This is a genomic window from Longispora sp. NPDC051575 (genome assembly GCF_040681875.1).
Taxonomy (GTDB): domain Bacteria; phylum Actinomycetota; class Actinomycetes; order Mycobacteriales; family Micromonosporaceae; genus Longispora.
Window position 1 is genome coordinate 57,401 of sequence record NZ_JBFAZP010000002.1, and the last position, 20,792, is coordinate 78,192.

Annotated in this window: 20 protein-coding genes; 13 read left to right on the forward strand and 7 right to left on the reverse strand. The window is 74.2% G+C overall.

Annotated features, from left to right (window positions below):
• Positions 1–49: 49 nt before the first annotated feature.
• From mtnC to mtnA, 3 genes are read right to left on the reverse strand one after another with little or no spacing between them, the layout of a single operon-like run.
• On the reverse strand, positions 50–730 hold the full coding sequence (gene mtnC / locus AB0M43_RS04245; protein ID WP_363721038.1) for an acireductone synthase: 681 nt from the start codon (positions 728–730) through the stop codon (positions 50–52).
• A complete protein-coding gene (locus AB0M43_RS04250; RefSeq protein ID WP_363721040.1) occupies positions 727–1,455 on the reverse strand; it encodes a hypothetical protein in 729 nt (242 codons plus the stop codon). Before AB0M43_RS04250 ends, mtnC begins: the two co-directional genes overlap by 4 nt.
• Entirely contained in the window at positions 1,452–3,146 is a 1,695-nt protein-coding gene (mtnA, locus tag AB0M43_RS04255; protein WP_363721042.1) for an S-methyl-5-thioribose-1-phosphate isomerase, read from the reverse strand. Before mtnA ends, AB0M43_RS04250 begins: the two co-directional genes overlap by 4 nt.
• Before the next feature lie 277 nt (positions 3,147–3,423).
• Between mtnA and AB0M43_RS04260 the strand changes: the two genes are divergently transcribed.
• From AB0M43_RS04260 to AB0M43_RS04315, 12 genes are all read left to right on the forward strand, one after another.
• The gene (locus tag AB0M43_RS04260) at positions 3,424–4,674 is read left to right on the forward strand and encodes an ATP-grasp domain-containing protein (protein ID WP_363721044.1); all 1,251 of its coding nucleotides are present in this window, start codon (positions 3,424–3,426) and stop codon (positions 4,672–4,674) included.
• Positions 4,667–5,482: a DUF364 domain-containing protein gene (locus tag AB0M43_RS04265; RefSeq protein WP_363721046.1), complete on the forward strand. Its 816-nt coding sequence runs from the start codon at positions 4,667–4,669 to the stop codon at positions 5,480–5,482. Before AB0M43_RS04260 ends, AB0M43_RS04265 begins: the two co-directional genes overlap by 8 nt.
• A complete protein-coding gene (locus AB0M43_RS04270; protein WP_363721047.1) occupies positions 5,479–6,543 on the forward strand; it encodes a PLP-dependent cysteine synthase family protein in 1,065 nt (354 codons plus the stop codon). The genes AB0M43_RS04265 and AB0M43_RS04270 overlap by 4 nt, the downstream gene beginning before the upstream one ends.
• Complete coding sequence (locus tag AB0M43_RS04275; RefSeq protein ID WP_363721049.1) at positions 6,540–7,565, forward strand: dipeptide epimerase; 1,026 nt, start codon at positions 6,540–6,542, stop codon at positions 7,563–7,565. The genes AB0M43_RS04270 and AB0M43_RS04275 overlap by 4 nt, the downstream gene beginning before the upstream one ends.
• Positions 7,562–8,743, forward strand: coding sequence for an MFS transporter (locus AB0M43_RS04280; RefSeq protein ID WP_363721051.1), 1,182 nt, complete (start codon positions 7,562–7,564; stop codon positions 8,741–8,743). Before AB0M43_RS04275 ends, AB0M43_RS04280 begins: the two co-directional genes overlap by 4 nt.
• Entirely contained in the window at positions 8,740–9,510 is a 771-nt protein-coding gene (locus tag AB0M43_RS04285) for a class I SAM-dependent methyltransferase (RefSeq protein WP_363721053.1), read from the forward strand. The genes AB0M43_RS04280 and AB0M43_RS04285 overlap by 4 nt, the downstream gene beginning before the upstream one ends.
• Before the next feature lie 2 nt (positions 9,511–9,512).
• Entirely contained in the window at positions 9,513–11,060 is a 1,548-nt protein-coding gene (locus AB0M43_RS04290; RefSeq protein WP_363721055.1) for an ABC transporter substrate-binding protein, read from the forward strand.
• 4 nt (positions 11,061–11,064) lie between these two features.
• Complete coding sequence (locus AB0M43_RS04295) at positions 11,065–12,003, forward strand: ABC transporter permease (RefSeq protein WP_363721056.1); 939 nt, start codon at positions 11,065–11,067, stop codon at positions 12,001–12,003.
• A gap of 55 nt (positions 12,004–12,058) precedes the next feature.
• Positions 12,059–12,841, forward strand: coding sequence for an ABC transporter permease subunit (locus AB0M43_RS04300; RefSeq protein ID WP_363721058.1), 783 nt, complete (start codon positions 12,059–12,061; stop codon positions 12,839–12,841).
• Positions 12,838–14,550, forward strand: a complete 1,713-nt coding sequence (locus AB0M43_RS04305) for an ATP-binding cassette domain-containing protein (RefSeq protein WP_363721060.1) — start codon at positions 12,838–12,840, stop codon at positions 14,548–14,550. The genes AB0M43_RS04300 and AB0M43_RS04305 overlap by 4 nt, the downstream gene beginning before the upstream one ends.
• The gene (locus AB0M43_RS04310; protein ID WP_363721061.1) at positions 14,547–15,062 is read left to right on the forward strand and encodes a GNAT family N-acetyltransferase; all 516 of its coding nucleotides are present in this window, start codon (positions 14,547–14,549) and stop codon (positions 15,060–15,062) included. The genes AB0M43_RS04305 and AB0M43_RS04310 overlap by 4 nt, the downstream gene beginning before the upstream one ends.
• Positions 15,063–15,249: 187 nt before the next feature.
• Positions 15,250–16,422 (forward strand): esterase-like activity of phytase family protein, encoded by a 1,173-nt coding sequence (locus AB0M43_RS04315; protein WP_363721063.1) that lies wholly within the window; start codon positions 15,250–15,252, stop codon positions 16,420–16,422.
• 225 nt (positions 16,423–16,647) lie between these two features.
• Here the strand turns inward: AB0M43_RS04315 and AB0M43_RS04320 are convergent, their stop codons facing one another.
• On the reverse strand, positions 16,648–17,139 hold the full coding sequence (locus AB0M43_RS04320; RefSeq protein WP_363721064.1) for a hypothetical protein: 492 nt from the start codon (positions 17,137–17,139) through the stop codon (positions 16,648–16,650).
• A gap of 210 nt (positions 17,140–17,349) precedes the next feature.
• Between AB0M43_RS04320 and AB0M43_RS04325 the strand changes: the two genes are divergently transcribed.
• Positions 17,350–18,075: a DUF6426 family protein gene (locus tag AB0M43_RS04325; protein ID WP_363721066.1), complete on the forward strand. Its 726-nt coding sequence runs from the start codon at positions 17,350–17,352 to the stop codon at positions 18,073–18,075.
• Between the two features lie 64 nt (positions 18,076–18,139).
• Here the strand turns inward: AB0M43_RS04325 and AB0M43_RS04330 are convergent, their stop codons facing one another.
• The 3 genes from AB0M43_RS04330 to AB0M43_RS04340 all read right to left on the reverse strand — a co-directional run bounded on the left by AB0M43_RS04330 (position 18,140) and on the right by AB0M43_RS04340 (position 20,587).
• A complete protein-coding gene (locus AB0M43_RS04330; RefSeq protein WP_363721068.1) occupies positions 18,140–18,703 on the reverse strand; it encodes a dihydrofolate reductase family protein in 564 nt (187 codons plus the stop codon).
• 87 nt (positions 18,704–18,790) lie between these two features.
• Entirely contained in the window at positions 18,791–19,540 is a 750-nt protein-coding gene (locus AB0M43_RS04335) for a Type 1 glutamine amidotransferase-like domain-containing protein (protein WP_363721070.1), read from the reverse strand.
• A 108-nt stretch (positions 19,541–19,648) separates the two neighbouring features.
• Positions 19,649–20,587: an aminoglycoside phosphotransferase family protein gene (locus AB0M43_RS04340; protein ID WP_363721072.1), complete on the reverse strand. Its 939-nt coding sequence runs from the start codon at positions 20,585–20,587 to the stop codon at positions 19,649–19,651.
• Between the last annotated feature and the right edge of the window lie 205 nt (positions 20,588–20,792).

Genomic DNA, 20,792 nt, shown 5'->3' on the forward strand with positions numbered 1-20,792 from the left:
TGCCCGATCCGCCTGTGACCTGGCGGAACGTCGTACCCGGATGAGGGGTTTAGGGGGTCAGGAGGGTGGTGAAGTCGGGGACCCAGCGGTGCGGGCCCGGGTCGGGGGCCGGGTCGCCCGGCCGGTGCACGCCGACCGTGTGCCAGCCGGCGGCCCGCGCCGCGTCCAGCTCGGCGCGGCTGTCGGAGGCGAAGAGCAACGCCGCCGGACCGGTACCGAGCGCGGCGCTGATCGCCCGGTACGAGGCCACGTCGCCCTTCGGCCCCGCGTTGCGCGTGTCGAACAATGCGCCGAGCAGGGGCAGCAGGTCGCCCTGGTCGCTGTGCCGGAACCAGTCGGCCTGGGCGAGCGTGGAGCCCGAGGAGTAGATGTGCACCCCGAGTCCGGCATCGACCCAGGACCGCAATACGGGGGGTACGTCCGGGTAGACGTGGCCGGTCAGCTCCCCCGCGGCGTACCCGTGGGACCACAGGATGCCCTGCAGCCCCTTCAGCGGCGGCGCCTTGACGTCGCGGTCGATCCAGTCCCGGAGGATGTCGAGCACCTCGGCGTCGGTGGCCCCCGGCCGGTCGGCGAGCGCCCGCGCCTCGTCGAACAGCGCCCGGACCTGCGGCGACGGTTCGCGGAGCAGATCGGGCAGGTGGGCGCGGGAGTACGGGAACAGGTGGTCGTGCACGTGGCGTACCGAACTCGTCGTGCCCTCGATGTCGAGCACGACCGCGGTGATCACGCCGCGCCGCCCCGGGTTGCGGCCGAGGTCGCCGCACCCGCCGCCGTTGCCGCACCGGCGGGTGCCGCCGGGCCGGTCGCCGTTGCCGCGCCGGTCGCCGGATCCCGTCCGGGCTCGCCGAGCAGGCCGTCCAGGTACGGCAGCCGGGTCGCGATCGGGTCCCCGGTGAAGTGGCCGATCCAGCCGTCCTCCTTCTGGAAGAACCGGATCGCGCAGAACTCGGGGCGCGCGCCCATGTCGAACCAGTGCGTCGTGCCGGCGGGTACGGACAGCAGGTCGCCGGCGCGGCAGACCACGGCGTACACCCGGTCGCCGACGTGCAGGTAGAAGCAGCCCTGGCCCTCGACGAAGAACCGGACCTCGTCCTCGTCGTGGGTGTGCTCGGCGAGGAACCGTTCGCGGGCCTCCCGGGCGCGCTCCGGCCAGGTCGGGTCGGACCCGTCGGGGCGCATCCGGACGACGTCGACGAGGCGGTACCCGCCGTCGGCGGTGAGGCGGGCGACGTCGGCGGCGTAGGCGGCGAGGATCTCGGGTTGGCCCGCGTCGGGGGCGAGGGTGGCGGTGGCCGCCCAGCGTTCGAAGCCGATGCCGAGGGCGGCGAGTTCGGCGCTGATCCGGTGCGGGTCGTCGGTCCGGAGCAGGACCCGCGCCCCGGTGCGGGACACGCCGCCGGGCGGTGCGGGGTCCTGGCCGGAGGGGGCGGAGAGGACGGTCAGCAGGGTCATGTCTGGGCTCCAGGTGCGGTGAGCAGGGTCAGCCGGCAGAGGGCCTCGAGGGATTCGAGGCGGTTGCGGGCGGCGTCGGGGGTGGGGCCCCAGGCGGTCGCGCCGTGGTGGCCGATCAGCAGGACGGGGGCGGCGTCCGGGCCGACGGCGGCGAGGTGGGCGGCGACGTCCGCGCCGATCCGGGAGACGTCCGGCCAGTTGGGGAACACCGGGATCGTGACGGTGGACGGGTCCGGGACGCCGAGGCCCTTGATGATCTCGAAGTCGGCGAAGCACAGCTCGGTGCGCCCGGCGGCGGCGGCCCGGGCGGCGAGCGCCGTCGCGTGGGGCGGGTGCGCGTGCACGACCGCGCCGCAGCCGGGGACGGTGCGGTACACGGCGGCGTGGATCGCGGTCTCCGCCGAGGGCCGGGGACCGTTCTCCCTGGTCGGGCGGCCGGTGCCGGCGTGCACGGTGACGAGGTCGCGGGTGGTCAGCGTGTCCTTGGACCGACCGCTGGCGGTGATCAGGACGTGGTCGGGGTGGGCGGCGCGGGCGGACAGGTTGCCGGCGGTGCCGTCCATCCAGCCGCGCCGGTGCAGCACCCACGCGAGCCGGACGAGTTCCTCGGCCACCTCCTGGTCGGACCCGCCCAAAGGAGCCAGCAACCGGGCCGGGACAGATGCCGGGGGGACGGAAAGCGCACCCCCGACGCCCGGGGTACCCCGCTGCCGGTCCGGGCCGATCACGAGCCGGCTCTCGGTGACCACGGCGGTGATCAGATCCGCCGGCGTGACGTCGAACGCCGGGTTGTAGACGGCCGTCCCGTCGGGGGCCGTGCGCCGGCCCGCGTGCCGGGTGACCTCCTCGGCGGCCCGCTCCTCGATCACCATGGCCGAACCGTCGGCGAGGGTCTCGTCCACTGTCGACTCGGGTGCGACGACAATGAACGGAATGCCGTGCCGGGCGGCGGCGAGCGCGAGCGAATAGGTGCCTATCTTGTTGGCGGTGTCGCCGTTGCGCGCGATCCGGTCGGCCCCGACGAGTACCCCGTCGATCATTCCCCGGGCCATCGCGGAGGCCGCCGCGGAATCGACACAGAGGTAATGAGGAATATTCGCTTCCCGCAGTTCCCAGGTGGTCAGTCGCGCGCCCTGCAACAGGGGCCGGGTCTCGGTGGCCAGCACGGACTCCACCTCCCCGGCGGCGGCGAGTTCGCGGATCGCGCCGAGGGCCGTGCCCCAGCCGGCGGTGGCGAACCGGCCGGTGTTGCAGTGCGTGAGCAGCCGCAGCGGGCGGCGCGGACACACCGCCCGGAGGACGTCGGCGGCCCGGGCGGCGGCGGTCCGGTTGGTCGCCTCGTCCTCGTCGACCATGGTCAGCGCCTCGGCGAGCACGGCCTCGGGGCCGTCGTCGAGCCTGGTCAGGGCACGTTCCACCCCCCAGGCGAGGTTGCGGGCGGTGGGCCGGGCGGCGGCCAGCCGGGCGGCGTCGGCCCGCACGGCCGCGAGGTCGGTGGTGCGGTGCGCGGCGAGGGCGACGCCGAGCGCGCCGGCCAGGCCGATCGCGGGGGCGCCCCGGATCGCGAGCCGGCCGATGGCGTCGATCACCGCGTCGACGGTCGTCAGCCGGAGGATCCGGAGGGCGTCGGGAAGGGCGGTCTGGTCCACGGCGATGATGCCGCCGGCGTCCCAGTCGAGCGATTGTTCCACGGATTGGTCCCCTCGGAGAATGAGTCGACAATAGGCGGACACTCCAAGATCAGACGTGAGTGAACGCCGTCCCGCCGTCGTATGTCCGCAAATAACAAATCTGTAACAGCGACAACTCCTTGTTTCGGTCCCACGTGGCAATTAGCCTCGCCTCACCCCTCTCTCCTGAATGGATCATCGGCGACCCGGGGTCGGCCGTCCGCGCCTGTTGCAAATGATTATCATTTCAGTCTAGTGTCTGGGGCAACCCCGCACCACCTGCCGAAACGGAGCGATGATGGCCCACCTGTTGGTCGTGGAGAGCTGGGTCGGGGCGATGAGCCGGCTCCTGCCCCGCTCGATCGCCGAAGCCGGCCACGAGTTCACGTTCCTGACCCGGAATCTCGACCACTACCTGCGGTCCTGGCGGGGTCCCGGCGAGCATCCGCTGCTCGGCGCGAAGTCCGTGCTCACGGCCGAGACCAACGATCCGGCCGCCGTCCGGGCCGCCGTCGAAAGGGCACACCGCGACACCCCCTTCGACGGGGTACTGAGCTCCTGCGACTACTACCTGGAGACCGCCGCCACCCTCGCCCGGTACCTCGGGCTCCCCGGTTGCGACCCGGCCGCCGTGCGCCGCGCGCACCGCAAGCACGTCGCGCGGCGCGTGATGGCGGACGCCGGCCTGCCCACCCCCGGGTACGCGACGGCCGTGACCTGGGCGGACACCGCCCGGGCGGCGGCAGAGGTGGGATACCCGGTGGTGCTCAAACCCGTGGACCTGTGCGCGGGCATGTACGTGCGCCGGGCCGACGACGAGGCCGGCCTGCGGGCCGCGTACGGGGCGCTGGCCGGGTTCCCGGTCAACGCGCGGGGCCAGGAGCGCGACGCCACCGTACTCGTCGAGGAGTTCCTGGTCGGCCCCGAGGTGAGCGTGGAGACCGTGACGGTGGACGGGGCCACCACCGTCGTGGGGGTCACGGACAAGGCGATCACCGGGGCGACCTCGTTCGTGGAGGCCGGGCACGCGTTCCCCGCCCCGGTGCCGGCCGCCGACCGGGAGGCCGCCGTCGATCTGGCGCTGGCCGCGTTGGCGGCGCTCGGCGTGGACCGGGCGGTGGCGCACACCGAGGTGAAGCTGACGGCGCGCGGGCCGTACGTGGTGGAGGTCAACCTGCGGCCCGCCGGCAACTCGATCACCGAACTGGTCCGCCGGGTGACGGGGGTCGACCTGCCGGGCGCGTACCTGGATGTGGTCCTCGGGTTCGATCCTGATCTGACCGTGCGCGACACCGGGGTGGGCGGGGCCGCGATCGCGTTCCTGGTGCCGTCCCGGACGGGCCGGGTGCGGGCGGTGACCGGCGCGGACCGGCCCGCCGACGCCGACGTGGTGGAGTGGCAGATCGACGTCGTCGCCGGTCAGGAGCTGGTGGCGACGGACGACAACAACGGGTACGCCGGGCGGGTGATGACCGTCGCCGACACCCCGGAGGCCGCCGCCGCCCGGGCCGCCGCGCTGGTCGGATGTATCGGGATCGACTATGCGTAGCGTCGACGAACTCCTCCACAGCGTCCTGGCCGGAAACGGGAACCACCGGGCGGAGGGCGACGGCCTCGACACCCCCGTCACCGTCGCCTTCAGCACCCGCCAGGGCGCCCACCACCCCGGCCGCCAGACCGGCTACCGCAACGAGGTGGTCTGCGTCCGGGTCGGCTCGGCCGTCGGCGCGTGCTCCGTGGAACCGGGCGAACTCCGTGAGGAGGAGGTGTTCGCCGCCCTCGGCCGCCCGGTCCGCGCGCTGCTGGAACACCCGTCGCGCGCGGTGCGGGTCGCCACCCTCGACGCGTACCTGATGGACCGCAGGCCCTTCGGCTCCGACCCGGACGCGGTGGCCCGCACGCTGCCCGCCGGGGACTCGCTGGCCAAGTCCACGGCCCGGGCCCGCGCGGTCGTGGACCTGCTGCCGGCGGACCTCGGCGGGCCGGTCGCCGTGATCGGCGTCGTCAACTCGCTGCTGCACGCGCTGCGGGACAGGGGACTGACCTATCTGCCCTGCGACCTCAAGGGCGGCGTGACCGAGTGGGACGAGCCGGTGCTCACCGCCGCCCCGCTGGACACGGCCGGGGCGTTGCTGGTGTCCGGGATGACGCTCGGCAACGGCACGTTCGAGGGGTTGCTCGACCACGCGCGGGACGCCGGCGTCCCGCTCGTCGTGTTCGCCCAGACCGGCAGTGCCGTCGCGCGCGAGTTCCTCGGCTCGGGCGTGACGGCACTGTCCGCCGAGCCGTACCCGTTCTTCTGGCTCGACGGCGGGCCGACCACCCTGCACCACTACCCCTCGAAGGGAAGCTCGTGAACCACCGCGCCGACTGTCTCGCCGACCTGGTCGGCAACACCCCCGTGCTGCGGGTGACGACGCCGTTGCCCCGTCCGCACCCGGGTTTCTTCGCCAAGCTGGAGTACCTCGGGGCGGGGGGCATGAAGGCCCGGCCCGCGTTGAGCATGCTCCGCGAGGCGCGCAGGCGCGGGGATCTGCTGCCGGGCGCTCCCGTCGTGGAGTCGACCAGCGGAACGCTCGGGGTCGGCCTGGCCCTGGCGGGCGCGGCGCTCGGCCACCCGGTGGTGCTGGTCGTGGACAACGAACTCGAACCCGTGATGCGGACCATGCTCCGCGCGCACGGGGCCCGGCTGGAGGTCGTCACCGAGCCGCACCCGACCGGGGGCTGGCAGGAGGCGCGCCGGGAACGGCTGGTCGCGCTGTGCCGGGAGCTGCCGGGGGCGTTCTGGCCGGACCAGTACCGCAACCCCGACAATCCCGCCGGGTACGCCACACTGGCCGACGAGCTGGCCGCGCAGGTGCCGCCCGTGGACGTGCTGGTGTGCAGCGTGGGCACCGGCGGGCACAGTGCCGGGATCGCCCGCGCCCTGCGCCGCCGGTGGCCGGGCCTGCGCCTGGTCGGGGTGGACACGATCGGCTCGACCATCTTCGGGCAGCCGGCCCGGCCCCGGCTGATGCGCGGGCTGGGCAGCAGCGTGTACCCGCGCAACGTGGCCTACGCCGAGTTCGACGAGGTGCACTGGATCGCGCCCGCCGAGGCCGTGGACACCTGCCGGCGGCTGGCCCGGCACGCGTTCGTGTCCGGGGGCTGGAGCACGGGCGCGGTGGCCCGGGTGGCCGCCTGGGTCGCGGCGGCCGGTCCCGGGCAGCAGGTGGTGGCCGTGTTCCCCGACGGCCCGCTGCGGTACTGGCAGACCATCTTCGACGACGACTACTGCGCCCGGCACGGCCTCCTCGACGCCCTACCGGCCACCGCCCCCGTGGAACTGGACGCCTCCGACGGCACGGAGATCGACCGCTGGACCCGATGTCAGGCCGTCCGCGACCCCCTGTCCCTGCCGAGCGGACTGTCGGCATGAAGCTCACGTGGACCACCCGGACCCTGCGGCTGCGGACCCCGTTCCGGATCTCCCGGGGCGTCACCACGGAACGCGGGGCCGTCGAGGTCTCGATCGAACACGACGGGATCGCCGGGTACGGCGAGGTCGTGACCAGCAACTACTACCGGCTCGACGTGGCCGGGATCGCCACGGTCCTCGACGGGCTGACCCCGGCGGTCACCGCGTGCCGGTCCGAGGCCGAGCTGCGGGCACTGCTGCCGGAGCTGCGCGCGGCGTACCCCGACGCGCTGCCGGTGGTCGCCGCCGTGGACGCCGCGACGCACGACCTGCTCGGCAGGGCCACCGGGCGCGCCGTGCACGCGGTGCTGGGGGTGCCGGCGGTCGCGGGGGGCCGGACGGCGTACACCATCGGGCTCGACAGTCCCTCGGAGGCGGCGGCCCAGGCGACCGCGCTGGTCGGGCGGGGTTTCGGGGTCCTGAAGCTCAAACTGGGCGGACCGCAGGACCTGGCCGTGGTCGCCGCCGTGCGGGCCGCCGCGCCCGGCGCCGTCCTGCTGGCCGATCCCAACGGCGGCTGGGACGCCGACACCGCCGCGCGGATGCTCGACGCGCTCGCCGGCCACGGGGTCGACGCCGTCGAACAGCCCGTCAAACACGGGAATCTCACCGAACTCGCCAGGGTCGCGGCCCGCTCACCGATCCCGGTGATCGCCGACGAGGACGCCCGCACCGCCGCCGACGTGCCCCTGCTGGCCGGGGTCGCGCACGGCGTGAACGTCAAGCTCGTGGAGTGCGGCGGGCTCGACGGGGCCGTGGACATGGCCCGGGCGGCCCGCGCGCAGGGCACGCACGTGATGCTCGGCTGCCTGGCGTCCAGCACGCTGTCCGTCGCGCCGGCCGTGCACCTGGCGGCCCTCGCGCGCTGGCTGGACCTCGACGGGCACCTGCTGCTCGCCGAGGACCCGTGGGCCGGGATCGGCGGGGCCGACGGCACCCTGGTCCAGCCCACCGGGCCCGGGCTGGGGGTGCGGCGCCGATGAGGACCCTGTCCTGGCCGCTGCGGGTGCTGCTGGTCAACCAGTTCGGGGTCAACGTCGGCTTCTACCTGCTGGTGCCGTTCCTCGCCGGGTACCTCGACGGGATCGGCCTGGCGGCCACCGCCGTGGGGCTGGTGCTCGGCGTGCGCACCCTGAGCCAGCAGGGCCTGTTCCTGCTCGGCGGCACGCTCGCCGACCGGTGGGGGCCGCGCCCCGTCATCATCCTGGGCTGCGGGCTGCGCACCGTGGGCTTCGGCCTGTTCGCCGTCATGGACAACCTGCCCGGCCTGCTGATCGCGTCCGTCCTCAGTGGCCTGTCGGGCGCGCTGTTCAACCCGGCCGTCCGGGCGTACGTGGCGGTGGAGGCCGGCGAGCGGCGGGCCGAGGCTTTCGCCCGGTTCGCGGTGTTCGCCAACGCGGGCGCGCTGGCCGGGCCGCTGCTCGGGGCCGCCCTGATCGGGGTCGGCTTCCCGGTGGTGGCCGGCGGGGCGGCGGGCATCTTCGTGCTGCTCACGATCGCGCAGGTGTTCGCGCTGCCCGCCCGGCCCGTCGCGCGCCGCACGGAGTCGGTGTGGCGGGACTGGCGCGCCGTGCTCGGGCACCGGGTGTTCCTGCTGTTCACGGTGGCCGCGAGCGGGGTGTTCGCGCTGTACACCCAGCTGTACCTGGTGATCCCGCTGGCCGCCGAACGGGCCACCGGCACGCCCCGGGCCGTGGGCGGGGTGTTCCTGCTGGCCACGGTGCTGAGCCTGAGCTGCCAGGTCCGGATCACCGCGTGGTGCCGGCACCGGTGGAGCCCTGGCCGGGCGGTGGCCGTGGGGCTGGCGCTGATGGGGGCGGCGTTCCTGCCGCCGATGGTCGCGCAGCGCGGCCCGGTCGGGATCGGGGCGGTGGTCGTGGCCGTCCTGCTGCTGTCGCTCGGGTTCGCCGTGGCCAACCCGTTCGTCATGGACCTCGTGGCCGGACTCGGGGACCGCGAGCTGCCCGGTACCCATTTCGGCGTGTTCTACCTCGTCTCCGGGCTCACCGCCGCCGGGGCCTCCGCCGGGGCCGGCGCGCTGTGGGAGTCCGGCTGGGCGTGGCCCCCGTTGGCCGCGCTGGGCCTCGGGTGCGCACTCGCCGTCGCCCGCCTCGATCTGCGGGGCGCGCTGGTTCCATCCGTCGTTGGGAGTACCCGTTGAACCTGTTGACCGACAATCCGGCCCTCTACGAGGTCGCGTTCCCCGACCCCGAGCACACGGCGGCGCGGTTCGTCGACGGCGTCGTCCGCCGGTTCGGCAGCCCCGGCCGCCGGCTGCTGGACCTGGGCTGCGGCACCGGGCGCGACGCCGGGCACCTGGCCACCCTCGGCTACCCGGCCGTGGGGCTGGAGACCTCGCCGCAGATGCTCGACCACGCCCGGGCCACGTACCCGGACGTGGAGTTCGTCTCCGGGCGGATCGAGTCCTTCGACCTGGGCGCGACGTTCGACGTGATCACGTGCATGGACAGCTCGCTGCTGTACTGCCACACGAACGACGACCTGGCCCGGGCGTTCGCCGCCTGCCACGCGCACCTGTCCCCCGGCGGCCTGTTCGTCGCCGAGATGCGCAACGGCGCGTTCTTCCTCGGCAACGACGAAACCCTGAACCGGGTGCAGGAACGCACCGTGAACGACCTGCACGCCACCACCCGGCTCAGCATCGACCACGGGGCCCAACTGCTCCGCCGCGAACGGATCTGGCGGGCCGAGGGCGAACCCGACGTCGTCCAGCACTCCGCGTGGCGGCTGCTGTTCCCCCAGGAACTGCGCTACTTCCTCACCGTCGCCGGCTTCGAGGTACTCGCCTGCTTCGACGCACCCGGCCCGCGCACCGACGTGCCGTGGACCGACGGCGCACCCCTGCACTCCACCCTGTCCGGCGACCGGCTGCACGTCGTCGCCCGCGCCCACCGAAAGGCCTCCTGACCATGTCCGTACCCCTCCCCACCCGCCGGGGACTGCTGCTCGGCGGCGCCGCCCTGACCGGTGGCGTCCTGCTCGGCGGCTGCTCGACCTCGTCCGCCACCGCCCCGAAGACCGCGAGCTCGCCGGTGAAGGGCGGCCGGGTGCGCGCCGCGTTCCAGACCGCCGGGGCCAAGGAGACCCTCGACCCGCACGCGGCGACCCTGTTCGTGGACGGGGCGCGCAGCAAGGCCCTGTTCGACAAGCTGGCCGAGCTGGGGCCGGACATGGCTCCGGTGCCCCGGCTCGCCGAGAAGTTCGAACCCAACGGCGACGCGACGAAGTGGAAGGTCACGCTGCGCAAGGCCAGCTTCCACGACGGCCGGCCGGTGACCGCCGAGGACGTGCTCGCCAGCTACGCCCGGATCCTGGCCGCGCCCGCCACCCGGCGCGCGGCCGTGCAGCTCGACGCGATCGACCTGAAGGCCAGCACGGCGGTCAGCCCGCAGGTGATCGAGTTCGTGCTCAAGCGGCCGGTGTCGGAGTTCCCGCTGGCCACCACCGCGTTCGGCGCGTGGATCACGCCGAAGGACCTGACGGACTTCACGAAACCCGTCGGATCGGGACCGTTCCGGTTCGTGTCCTTCGCGGCGGGCGGCACGCTGGTCGTGGACCGCTTCGACGGGTACTGGGACGGGGCGCCCTACCTCGACCGCGTCGAGTTCGTGCCCGCCAACGAGGAGACCGCCCGGATCAACGCGCTGGTCGGCAACCAGGTCGAGTACGCGCACGACCTCAGCGCCGCCAGCGCGCGCACCTACGCCGCCGACAAGCGGGTCGCCGTGCACCGGGCGCCCGGCTCGGCCATGCACGCGCTCGCCATGAAGCTCGACCGGGCGCCGTTCGACAAGCCGGAGGTGCGCGCCGCGTTCCGGCTGCTGGTGGACCGGGAGGAGCTGGTCCGCACCGTGCTCGGCGGCATGGGCTCGGTCGGCAACGACCTGTTCGGCAAGGGCTACCAGTACTACGCGGACCTGCCGCAGCGCACCCGCGACGTGGAGAAGGCGAAGTCGCTGCTCAAGAGTGCCGGCGTCGAGGGCCTCAAGGTGTCGTTGCAGACCGCCCAGGCCGGGGCCGGACTCGTGGAGGCCGCCACCCTGTTCGCCGAGCAGGCCAAGGCGGCCGGGGTGACCGTGGACGTGGCCGTGGGCAACAAGGACACGTTCTTCAAGGACACCCTCAGCGGCGGTTCGTTCTCCTCGTACCGGTCCGGGGCGATGCCGATCGACACCCACCTGGCGTCCCGGCTGCTCACCACGTCCCCGCAGAACGTCACCAGGTGGGGCTCCCCCGAGTTCGACGCCCTGTACCGGAAGATGCAGTCCAGTGTGGACCCGGCCGCGCGCACCGCCGCGTACCGGGAGATGCAGGTCCAGCTGCACGAACGGTGCGGCCTGCTGATCTGGGGCTTCGCGGACTGGATCGTCGGCACCTCGGCCCGCCTGAACGGGGTGGCCGACGCGCCGCCGAACACCCTGGACTGGGCGCGGTTCGACAAGGTATGGCTGGCCTGATCCTGTGCTGCGCTACACCCTCGGCCGGCTCGGCGTCGGCCTCGCCCAACTGTTCGTCGTCGCCACCGGCGTGTTCGTGCTCACCGAGGCGCTGCCCGGGGACGCGGCCGTGGTCGCCGCCGGGGACGTGCCCGACCCGGCGCGGATCGCGGCGATCCGGCACGCCCTCGGGCTGGACCTGCCGCCGTGGGACCGGTACGTCGGCTGGCTGGGCGACCTCGCGGCCGGTGACCTGGGCACGTCCCTGGTCACCGGCCGGCCGGTCGCCGACGTGCTCGGCCAGGCCATCGCGCCCACGGCCGTCCTCGCCGGGGTCACCCTCGCCGTGCTGCTGCCGCTGTCGCTGCTCCTCGGCGTGCTCGCCGCGCTGAAGGAGGGCGGCAGGCTCGACCGGGCGATCAGCGCGGTGACGGTGGCCCTGCACGCGGTGCCCGAGTACGCGCTCGCGGTGCTGCTGGTGGCCGTGTTCGCGCTCTGGCTGGGGGTGCTGCCCGCCACGGCGGTCGGCGGGTCGTTGACGGAGACCCCGGTGCTGCTGGTGCTGCCGGTGACCGTGCTGGCCGCGCGGTCGGCGGCGTCGCTCGTCCGGCTGGTCCGGGCGGGGATGGTCGACGCGCTGGCCTCGGAGTACGTCGCGCACGTCCGGCGGCACGGCCTCGCCCCGTGGCGGGTCGTGCTCCGGCACGCGCTGCCCAACGCGCTGGTCCCCGCCGTGCAGCAGCTCGCCCGGACCGTGGACTGGCTGTTCGGCGGGATCGTGGTCGTGGAGGCCGTGTTCGCCGTGCCGGGGCTGGCCGCCGCGATCGTGGACGCGGTGTCCGGGCGGGACATTCCCGTGGTGCAGGCGGCGACGGTACTCGTCGGGGCGGTCGTGATCTGCGTGAACCTGGCCGCCGACCTCGCCGCGCACCGGCTGACACCCCGGGCGGGGGTGGCCCGGTGAGCCGCGCCGTCGTCGGGGCCCGACCGTTCGGTGCGGCTCCCTGGCGGGTGACCCCGTGAGGGGCCGGGTCGTGGTCGCCGGGGCGCTGGTCGCCGTGCCCACCCTCGTCGCCGTCGCCGGCCCCCTGCTGGCCCCGCTCACCACCGCCCAGCGCGGCATCGCCTACTGGTCCGGCCCCGGCTACCCGCTGGGCACCGACTCCCTCGGCCGCGACGTCCTCGGCCTGGTGCTGCGCGGCGGCGCGTCCGTGCTGCTCCTGGCCGCGACGGCCAGCCTGGTGGCCTACGCGCTGGGCGCGCTCGTCGGACTCGCCGCCGCCGGTACCCGTCGTCGCTGGTTGGACGAACTGCTGATGCGCCCCCTCGACGTGCTGCTCGCGGTGCCGGCGCTGCTCGTCCTGCTGCTCGTCGCCTCGCTCACCGACCGGGGCGTCGGCATGGTCGTGGTCGTCGTGGCCGTGGTCAACACCCCGGCCATCGCGCGGCTGATCCGGGCCGCCACTCTCGACGCGGTCCGCCGGCCGGCCGCCGAGGCGATGCTGTTGCAGGGCGAACCCCGGTGGCGGGTGTACGCCGTCTTCGTCGCCCGCGAGGTCGCCCGCCCGCTGCTGGCCGACGCGGGCACCCGCCTGACCACGGCCGTGTACCTCGTCGGCGCCGCCAACTTCCTCGGCGTGGGCCTGCCGCCCGGCTCGGCGGACTGGGCGGTGCTCGTCGACCGCAACCGGGCCGGCCTGCTCCTGCAACCGTGGGCGGTCCTCGCGCCCGCGATCCTGATCGTGGCCCTGACCGTCGGCATGAACCTGCTGGCGGACGACCTGACCCGGAGACGACGATGATCGAACTTCACGAACTCGTCGCAATTGTCGGTTCCACGTCTATTGTGGAGAACGTGTCCCTCCAGGTGCCGGCCGGCGGCGTGCTCGCCCTGGTCGGCGAGTCCGGCAGCGGAAAGACCACCACCGGGCTCGCCCTGCTCGGCGAGGCCCGGCCCGGGGTCGCGTTGACGGGCCGGATCCTGGTCGACGGGTACGACATGCTCGGGGCGCGCCGGCCCAGGGGGCTCGTCGGGTACGTGCCGCAGCATCCGGCGGCGGCGCTGAATCCGGCGCGGCGGGTCGGCGGGGTGCTCGCCGAGCTGGCGGCGGTGGGCGGGGCTCGGTCCGGGCCGGACGCGTCGGCCGCCGAGGGGAGGCGCCGGGCGGGCGCGGACGGGGCGCGCCAGCCCGGAGGGTGGACCGTGGGTCGGGGTGGGCGCGCGGTGGCGCGGGAGGCGGTGGGCCGGGCATTGTCCGCCGCTCAGCTGGCCACCGACCGGGAGACCCTGCGCCGCTATCCGCACCAGTTCTCCGGCGGGCAGCAGCAGCGCCTCGCCCTGGCCGGAGCGCTCGTCGGCGGCCCCAAGGTGGTCGTGCTCGACGAGCCCACCACGGGGCTTGACCCCGTCACCCGGCGCGCCGTCCTCGACGAACTCGCCGCGCTGGCCGCAGCCGGGCTCACCCTCGTGCTGCTCACCCACGACCTGGGCGCCGTCCGGGCGCTCGCCTCGCAGGTGCTCGTCCTGCGCCGGGGCCGGGTCGTCGAACAGGGCACGGCGTCCGTCCTGGCGGCGCCGACGCACCCGTACACCCGGGAACTGGTCGAGGCCGAGCCCCGACGCATCCGGGAACTCGTCGAGGTCGGGCCCCGGGTCACCCGGGAACCCGGCGACGAGCCCCGGAACGTGGGCGAGGCCGGGTCCCACACCGCGCGGGAGTCGGTCGACGGCGAGCCCGGCGTCACCCGGGGAGCGGGCGGCGGCGTACCCCTCCTGGAGGTCTCGGGTCTGACGGCCCACTACGGCCGCCGCGCCGCGCTCGCCCCGCTGGACCTGGTCCTGCCGGCGGGCTCGTGCCTGGGTGTCGTCGGCGCGTCCGGCAGCGGCAAGACCACCCTCGGCCGGTGCCTGGCCGGGCTGCACGCGCCGACCACCGGCGAGGTCCGGGTGCGCGGCGAGGTGCTGCCCGGCCGGCTCGACCAGCGGGACCTGCCGCACCGCCGCCGGGTGCAGTACGTGTTCCAGGACCCGCACGCCTCCTTCGACCCGCGCCGCCCCGTCCTGGAGCAGGTGGCCCGCACCGCCGTCCTGCTCCGTGGCCTGACCCCGGACACCGCCCGGGCGGAGGCGGACGCGCTGCTCACCCGGCTCGGCGTGGCCCCCGGCACCACGGGCCGCCGCCCCGCCGGCCTGTCGGGCGGCGAACTGCAACGGGCCGCCATCGCCCGCGCCCTGCTCGCCGAACCCGACGTGCTGGTCTGCGACGAGATCACCTCGGCCCTGGACCCGCTCACCCAGGCGGGCCTGATGGACCTGCTCACCGGCCTGGACCTCACCCTGATCCTGATCAGCCACGACCTGCCCCTGGTCGCCGGGGCAGCCGACCACCTCGCCGTCCTCGCCGACGGCCACCTGGTCGAGCACGGCCGCACCGCGACCCTGCTGACCGACCCGCGACATCCGCTCACCCGGGCGCAACTCGACGCGCTCGCCGAACAGGAGGTGCCATGACCGAGTACGAGATCCGGGAAGCGGGCGAGGACGACCTCGCCAGCGCCCGGCAGGTCATGCTCGACACGTTCTACCGCGACTTCGACCACGGCTACGTGCCGCGCTGGCACGCCGACGTGGTGGACCTGCGCGCCGCGTACCTGGTCCCGGAACGGCACGCGCTGTTCGTCGCGGTCCTCGACGGGGAGGTGGTCGCCACCACCGCCGTGCGCGCCGACGGCCCGCAGTGCCCGCCGCACCCGCGATGGTTGGTCGACCGGTACCCGTCGGGCACCACCGCCCAACTCTTCCGGGTGTACGTCCGGCCCGGGCACCGCCGGCACGGCCTGGCCCGCCGGCTCGTCCGGGAGGCGTGCGACTTCGTGGCCCGGGCCGGCGGGTACACGGCGATCTACCTGCACACCGACACCCGGGTGCCCGGGGCGGAGGCGTTCTGGCGGTCCCAGGCCAAGGAGGTGCACGCCGACCTCGACGCGTCCGCCACGGTGCACTTCGAGATCCAGCTCCCCTAGCGGTCGACGCGCCGGCCCGTCTCCCCCGGCGATCGGCGCCGCCCGCCCGGCCTCTCCCAGCGGTTGGCGCCGCCCGCCCGTCGGGGGAAGGCCACCGTCCACGGTGTGCCCGAGGCTCGCGGGGCGGTGCTGGACTTTTCCCAAAATGTATTGTCTGATCCATCCTTTGGAGTCCTATACGTCCAATATGAGGAGAACGATGACCTGCTGGTGGAGAAGAGTCGCCGCCGCCGCGGTGCTGGTCGCCGCGCTGGGCACCGCCGAGGCCGGCACGCGCCCGGCACCCGCCGCCGCCGAGGAGCGGGGGGCCCTGCGGATCGCCCGGTTCCTCGGCGAGCAGCGCCTGCCGCACCTGGCGCAGTTCGAGGGCACCACGGTCGGCGGGTTCTCCGGAATGGACCGAGACCCGGTCACCGGCACGTGGTACCTGCTGTCCGACGACCGGTGGCGCTACAACCCGGCCCGGTTCTACACCAGCCGACTGGACATCGACCCCGTCAAGGGCACCTTCACCGGGGTACGCCTCACCGGCGTCACCACGCTCCTGGACTCCGCCGGCGCCCCCTACCCGGAGTACGGCAGGCCCGGCTCCGTGGACCCCGAGTCGATCCGGTTCGACCCGTGGAGCCGCCGGCTGCTCTGGGCCCAGGAGGGCGACCGCCCCCGGCCGGGCCAGTCCGCCCCGCCGCTGGCGCAACAGTCCATCCGGTGGACCAGCCCCGCGGGCGAGGACCGGGGCGGGCTGCCGCTGCCCCGCAACCTGGAGCTCACCGAGACCGACTCCGGCGCGCGGCGCAACACCGGCATCGAGGGCCTGACGTTCACCCCGCACACGATCGTGGCCGCCATGGAGGGCCCCCGCTACGAGGACGGCGCGCTGCCGACCGCCGACGACGGGGCTCCCGCGCGCCTCACGGTGTGGGATCGCCGCTCCGGCGGGGTGCGCGCCCAGTACGTCTACCCGCTCGACGCCCTGCCGGCCGCCCCGATCCCGCCGACCGGCCACGCCGACAGCGGCGTCTCCGAACTCCTCGCGATCGACGACCACCGGTTCGTGGCCCTGGAACGCTCCTGGATCGAGGGCGTCAACTACCGCTCGAAGCTGTACGAGATCGACCTGCGCGGCGCGACCGACGTGCTGCACCGCGACAGCGTCGCCACCGGCCCCGCGTACGGCGCGGTCAGCAAGCGCCTGCTGTACGACTTCGGCGCGCTCGGCCAGCCCCAGCAGAACTTCGAGGCGATGTCCTGGGGGCCGCGCCTGGCCACCGGCGAGTGCACCCTCGTCGTGGCCTCCGACGACAACTTCGACCAGCGCGAGGTCACCCAGTTCCTCGCCTACGCCCTCCGGGGCTGCTGACCAGCCTCGCGGCCCAGTACCTCCGCGACCCGATCGAGGCGGCGCCGCTCCGCCCGGCGTGACAATCCGTGCCGCCCCGACCCCGAACCGGGGCCGGGGCGGCACGGCGATAGCCCCGAGCCGCGCCGACCCGGCGGGCATCGTGGGAGCGGCAGACGCTACTCCGGAGCGGCGCCCCCGACCTGGGGAGATTGTTGCGCTTGTCGACGCCCCGACTTGTTCGGCTCAGGATGCCCGGCCGCTCCCGTCGGGCCCGGGGTCGCGCCGGGTTCGCCGGGTGAACAGGAACCCGCCGACGGCCAGTGCGAGAACGGCGATGCCGCCCGCCCCGATCCACCACACCGAGCGGTCCGCGGCCTCCAGGACCGGGGCGGACCCGAGCGCGCGGGTGGCGGTGCAGATGTTGTCCCGGTACGGGCTGGAGCCGTTCACGGGATGGAACTCGTACCGGGTGCCCGCCTCGTAGGACCGGTCCACAGTGGTCAAACTGTCCGGCCCGGTCGCCTCGGTGCCCACGACGGTGACGGTGCGCCCGTCGTCGGTACGGACCCGGGCGACCCGCCCCCGGTTCTCGGTGTCCGTCACCACCCCGGCGAACGCGTGCCGCGAGGTGACCGGAGTCGACACGCACGAGGCGTCCGCCGGTCCGGAGGTCAGGGTCAACAGGGCCGCCGACAGCGCCACACAGGCTGCGGCCGCCGCGTAGATCGGGCGCACGGTTCTCATACCACTCGGACGGCCGGCCAGACCTCCCGGTTCCGCGCGACCCGCGCACGGCGGGATGCTCCCAGCAGTGGGCGGTCCATGTCCTCGCGTCGGCCAGTGTGAACGGTGGGATGCCAACCCATCCAACTGAGCTAGTTCGCGGGCCCATCGATGTGTATCGTGCACACGTCGATTCGAATTCTTTCTAATGTTGGAGGACTCTTGAAGGTCAGGATGAGGTTGGCGGCCATCGCGCTCGGAGCGACGGTCCTGACCACCGTTCCGCTGGCGGTGCTGCCGGGTGCCGCGTACGCGTGCTGGGGCGCCGAGACGGAGAGCCAGAGTGGATGCGAGGACTACGGCGGCAGCCTCGACCCCGGCAACTGGGTGCCCGACGGCGCGGGCGGCGGCGAGTACTTCGAGACCGTCGGGGACTGGGGCGCCGCCGTCACGCCGGTGCCGTCCCTGCCCGAGATCGTGGTCACGGCCACCAGGGAACCGGCGCCGTCGGTACCCCCGCCCCCGTCCAACGAATGGATCGCCGTCTACACCGGCGGTGGCGGTGGCGGCGGCCCCAGCAACACCGCCGCGGTCCTGGGCCGGGGGCCGAAGGAGGAGAAGCGCGAGGACTGCCTGCGCAACTCCACGCCCTCGCCGACGAGGCTGAGCCGGACGTTCACCTACCAGGTCACCTACCAGGTCAGCGCGGGCATCTCCGCCGGCGCGAAGGACGTTCTCGTCGCCACGCTCGGCGCCCAGCTCAACACCGCGGTGACCCGGACCGCCGGGATCGATGTGACGCTCAGCCCCGGCCAGAGCTACGGGCTGTTCGTCGAGTACCAGACGGTCACCTACGTGGTCTTCACGCCGAGCATGTTCGGCGGCGTGAACAGGGAGTTCGTGACCGTGAACCAGCCGACCGGCGTCGTCACCGCGCGCACCTGCTGACGCCGACGGTGGTGCGACGGGTCCGCCCGTCGCACCACCGCTCGGCGCGGGAGGCGGTGCGCGTCTAGCGGATCACGCGGTGGCGGAGGTAGGCGACCCCCGAGCCGAACGTGCGGGTCTCCACGAGTTCGAGATCCACCCGGCGCTCACCCCGGGGAAAGAACGGAACACCCCCGCCGACGAGTACCGGATACACCATGGCCCGGTACTCGTCGATCAGGTCCGACGCGGCCGCCCCGGCGGCGAGGGTCGCGCCACCGATCGCGATGTCGCCCTCCCCCGGCTCGGCCCGTAGTCGCCCGATCTCCTCCGCCAGACCGCCGGAGACCAGGCGGGCATTACCCTCCACCTCGGACAGCGTGGTCGAGAACACCACCTTCGGGAGCGGGTTCCAGAGCGCGGCCCACTCGAGTTCCGCGGCGTCGAGCGAGGGGTTCTGGTCGGCGTTCTCCCAGTACAGCATCGTCTCGTACAGCTTCCGGCCCATCAGGTGGACGCCGACGTCGCGGATCTCGTCGATCCAGAACCGGAAGACGTCCCTGTCGGGCGCCGCCCAGTCGAAGCCGCCGTCCGGCCCGACGACGTAGCCGTCCAGGGACATGCTCATCGAATACGTCACGCTGCGCACGAAAGGCCTCCTCGGCACCAGATTCGACAGTCGGCGCCGGACACGTCACGGCGCGCGGGAGCACCCCGGCGATCCCGCAAGCGCGGCCTAGCCCGGTCCCGCCAGGGGCTGGAACAGTTTCCACTGCCCCTCGGAGACGACCCGGGCCACGCCGTCGACCACGGTGACGGCGGACTCGTCGTCGATCGCGTACGTCGGCGCGGGGATCCGGGCCGCCCACTTCTCCGCGTTGGCCAGGGAGGCGTCGGGATGGTGCGGGTGCTCCAGGTGCGGGATCACCGCGAAGTCCACCAGTCCCGCGCCCCGGCCGGTGACCAGGAGCCGGTCGACCTCACCCTCGGGCGTGCCGAACACGACGCTCTCCGACCTCAGCGGTCCGTCGGTCCCCCGGGGCGGGTCGACGTACGTCTCGACGAAGGTGGCGGCGGCGGCGATGCTCGCGGCGCTCACCCCGACGTAGACCGCCTCGGGGCGCAGCGTCGGCAGGAGGTCGGCCAGGCCGGAGCGCCGCATCCACTGGGCGAGGAACAGCGGGTCGCCGCCCCCGACCAGCAGCGCGTCGGCGTCGCGGACCGCCGGCACCCAGGCGGACTCGTCGATGCTCGGCAGGGCGGTCAGCTCCAGTACCCCCATGGATCTCCAACCGAGTTCGCACAGCGGCGACGGACTCTCGCCGCGGATCGCCCGGTAGGCCATGCCGGCCCCGCCGGGGAACGGGTAGAGGGCGGTGGGGACGAAGAGGGCGGTGGCCTCGGCGACCGGCTTGCCCAGCAGCTCGACCAGCGCGGCGTGGATGCTGCCGTTCCTGATCCCGGACGAGGTGAGTAGCGCTCTCATGCCCCCACCCTACTGACCGCGACACCCGCGAACCGCCCGATCGGGCCTCCCGCACGAGGGACGTGCGAGGGGACGAGGTGGGCGACCGCCGAACCCGTCGAGGGACCGTCAGACGGGTCCCTGTGAGCCCAGCACCGCCCGGACCTTCGCGATGGACTCCTCCAGCTCGTCGGCATCGTCGTGGCGCACCGACCACTCCACGCCGCGCACCTCGCGGCGGACCCGGTTCACCGCCACGCCCCGCCCCAGCGCCGCGCTGTCGACACCGGTGAGCTCCGCGTATCCGCGCAGGACGGCCGCACCGAATTCCGCGCCCAGATACCACAGGCCACACAGGTCGGCCGCCGGATCACCGAGCCGGGCGTCCTCCCAGTCCACCACCGCGGCCAGACCGCCGTCCCGCGCCACCAGGTTGCCGTGCCAGAAGTCGCCGTGCAGCGCGACCGGCCTTCCGGGCCCGGCGAGCCAGTCGCGGTACTCGGCCCGCCAGCGCCGGAACGCGGCGGCCTCCGGACCGGCCAGCCGCCCGGCGACGAGCTCGACGACCGGGTCCGGCGGCCAGAGTTCCGTCTCCTGCCCACCAGGCCCAGCCTCCGCCGGCACCCGGCGCAGCACGGCTTCGAGCTCCGGGGAGTCCACCGCGTGCAGGGCCGCGAGGAACCGGGCCGTCTCCCCGGCCAGCGCCGGGCCTCGCGACCGGACCAGCCCGGCGGAGACCTGCTCGCCCGGCAGCCACCTGTGCACCAGCGCGCCGTGTTCCAACGACTCCTGCGCCGGCAGCACCTCGACCACCTCCGGTACCCGGGCCGGCAGTTCGGGCAGCGCGCCGAGCACCTCCACCATGCGCAGACCGCGCCCGGCGGCGTCCCCGGTGTCGGGCACCCGCACGACGAGGTCCGGCCCGGCCCGCACCACCGAGACCGAGAACCCGGCCCCCAGAAACGTCAGCTCCGACGGCTCGAACGTCCGTCCCGCCCGCTCCAGGGCGGCGCCGACCCCGGCGAGCAGCCCGTCGACCGCCCGCTCTCCCATCACCGCATCCGACATCCCGCTATTCTCACCGCCCGCGCCCCGATCCGATGCCCCGTCGTTCGCGGCCGAACGCCCCGGCCACAGGCAGTGGGCCACTCCCCCGGGACGCCGGCCTCTCCGCGCGAGGAGCGATCACAGTCCAGGGCTGGCCACCGGCCCTGGCCGAACAGGTCCGCCGACGACTGGCTTCGCCGGCCGGGCCGTGACGGCTCCGCCTCCG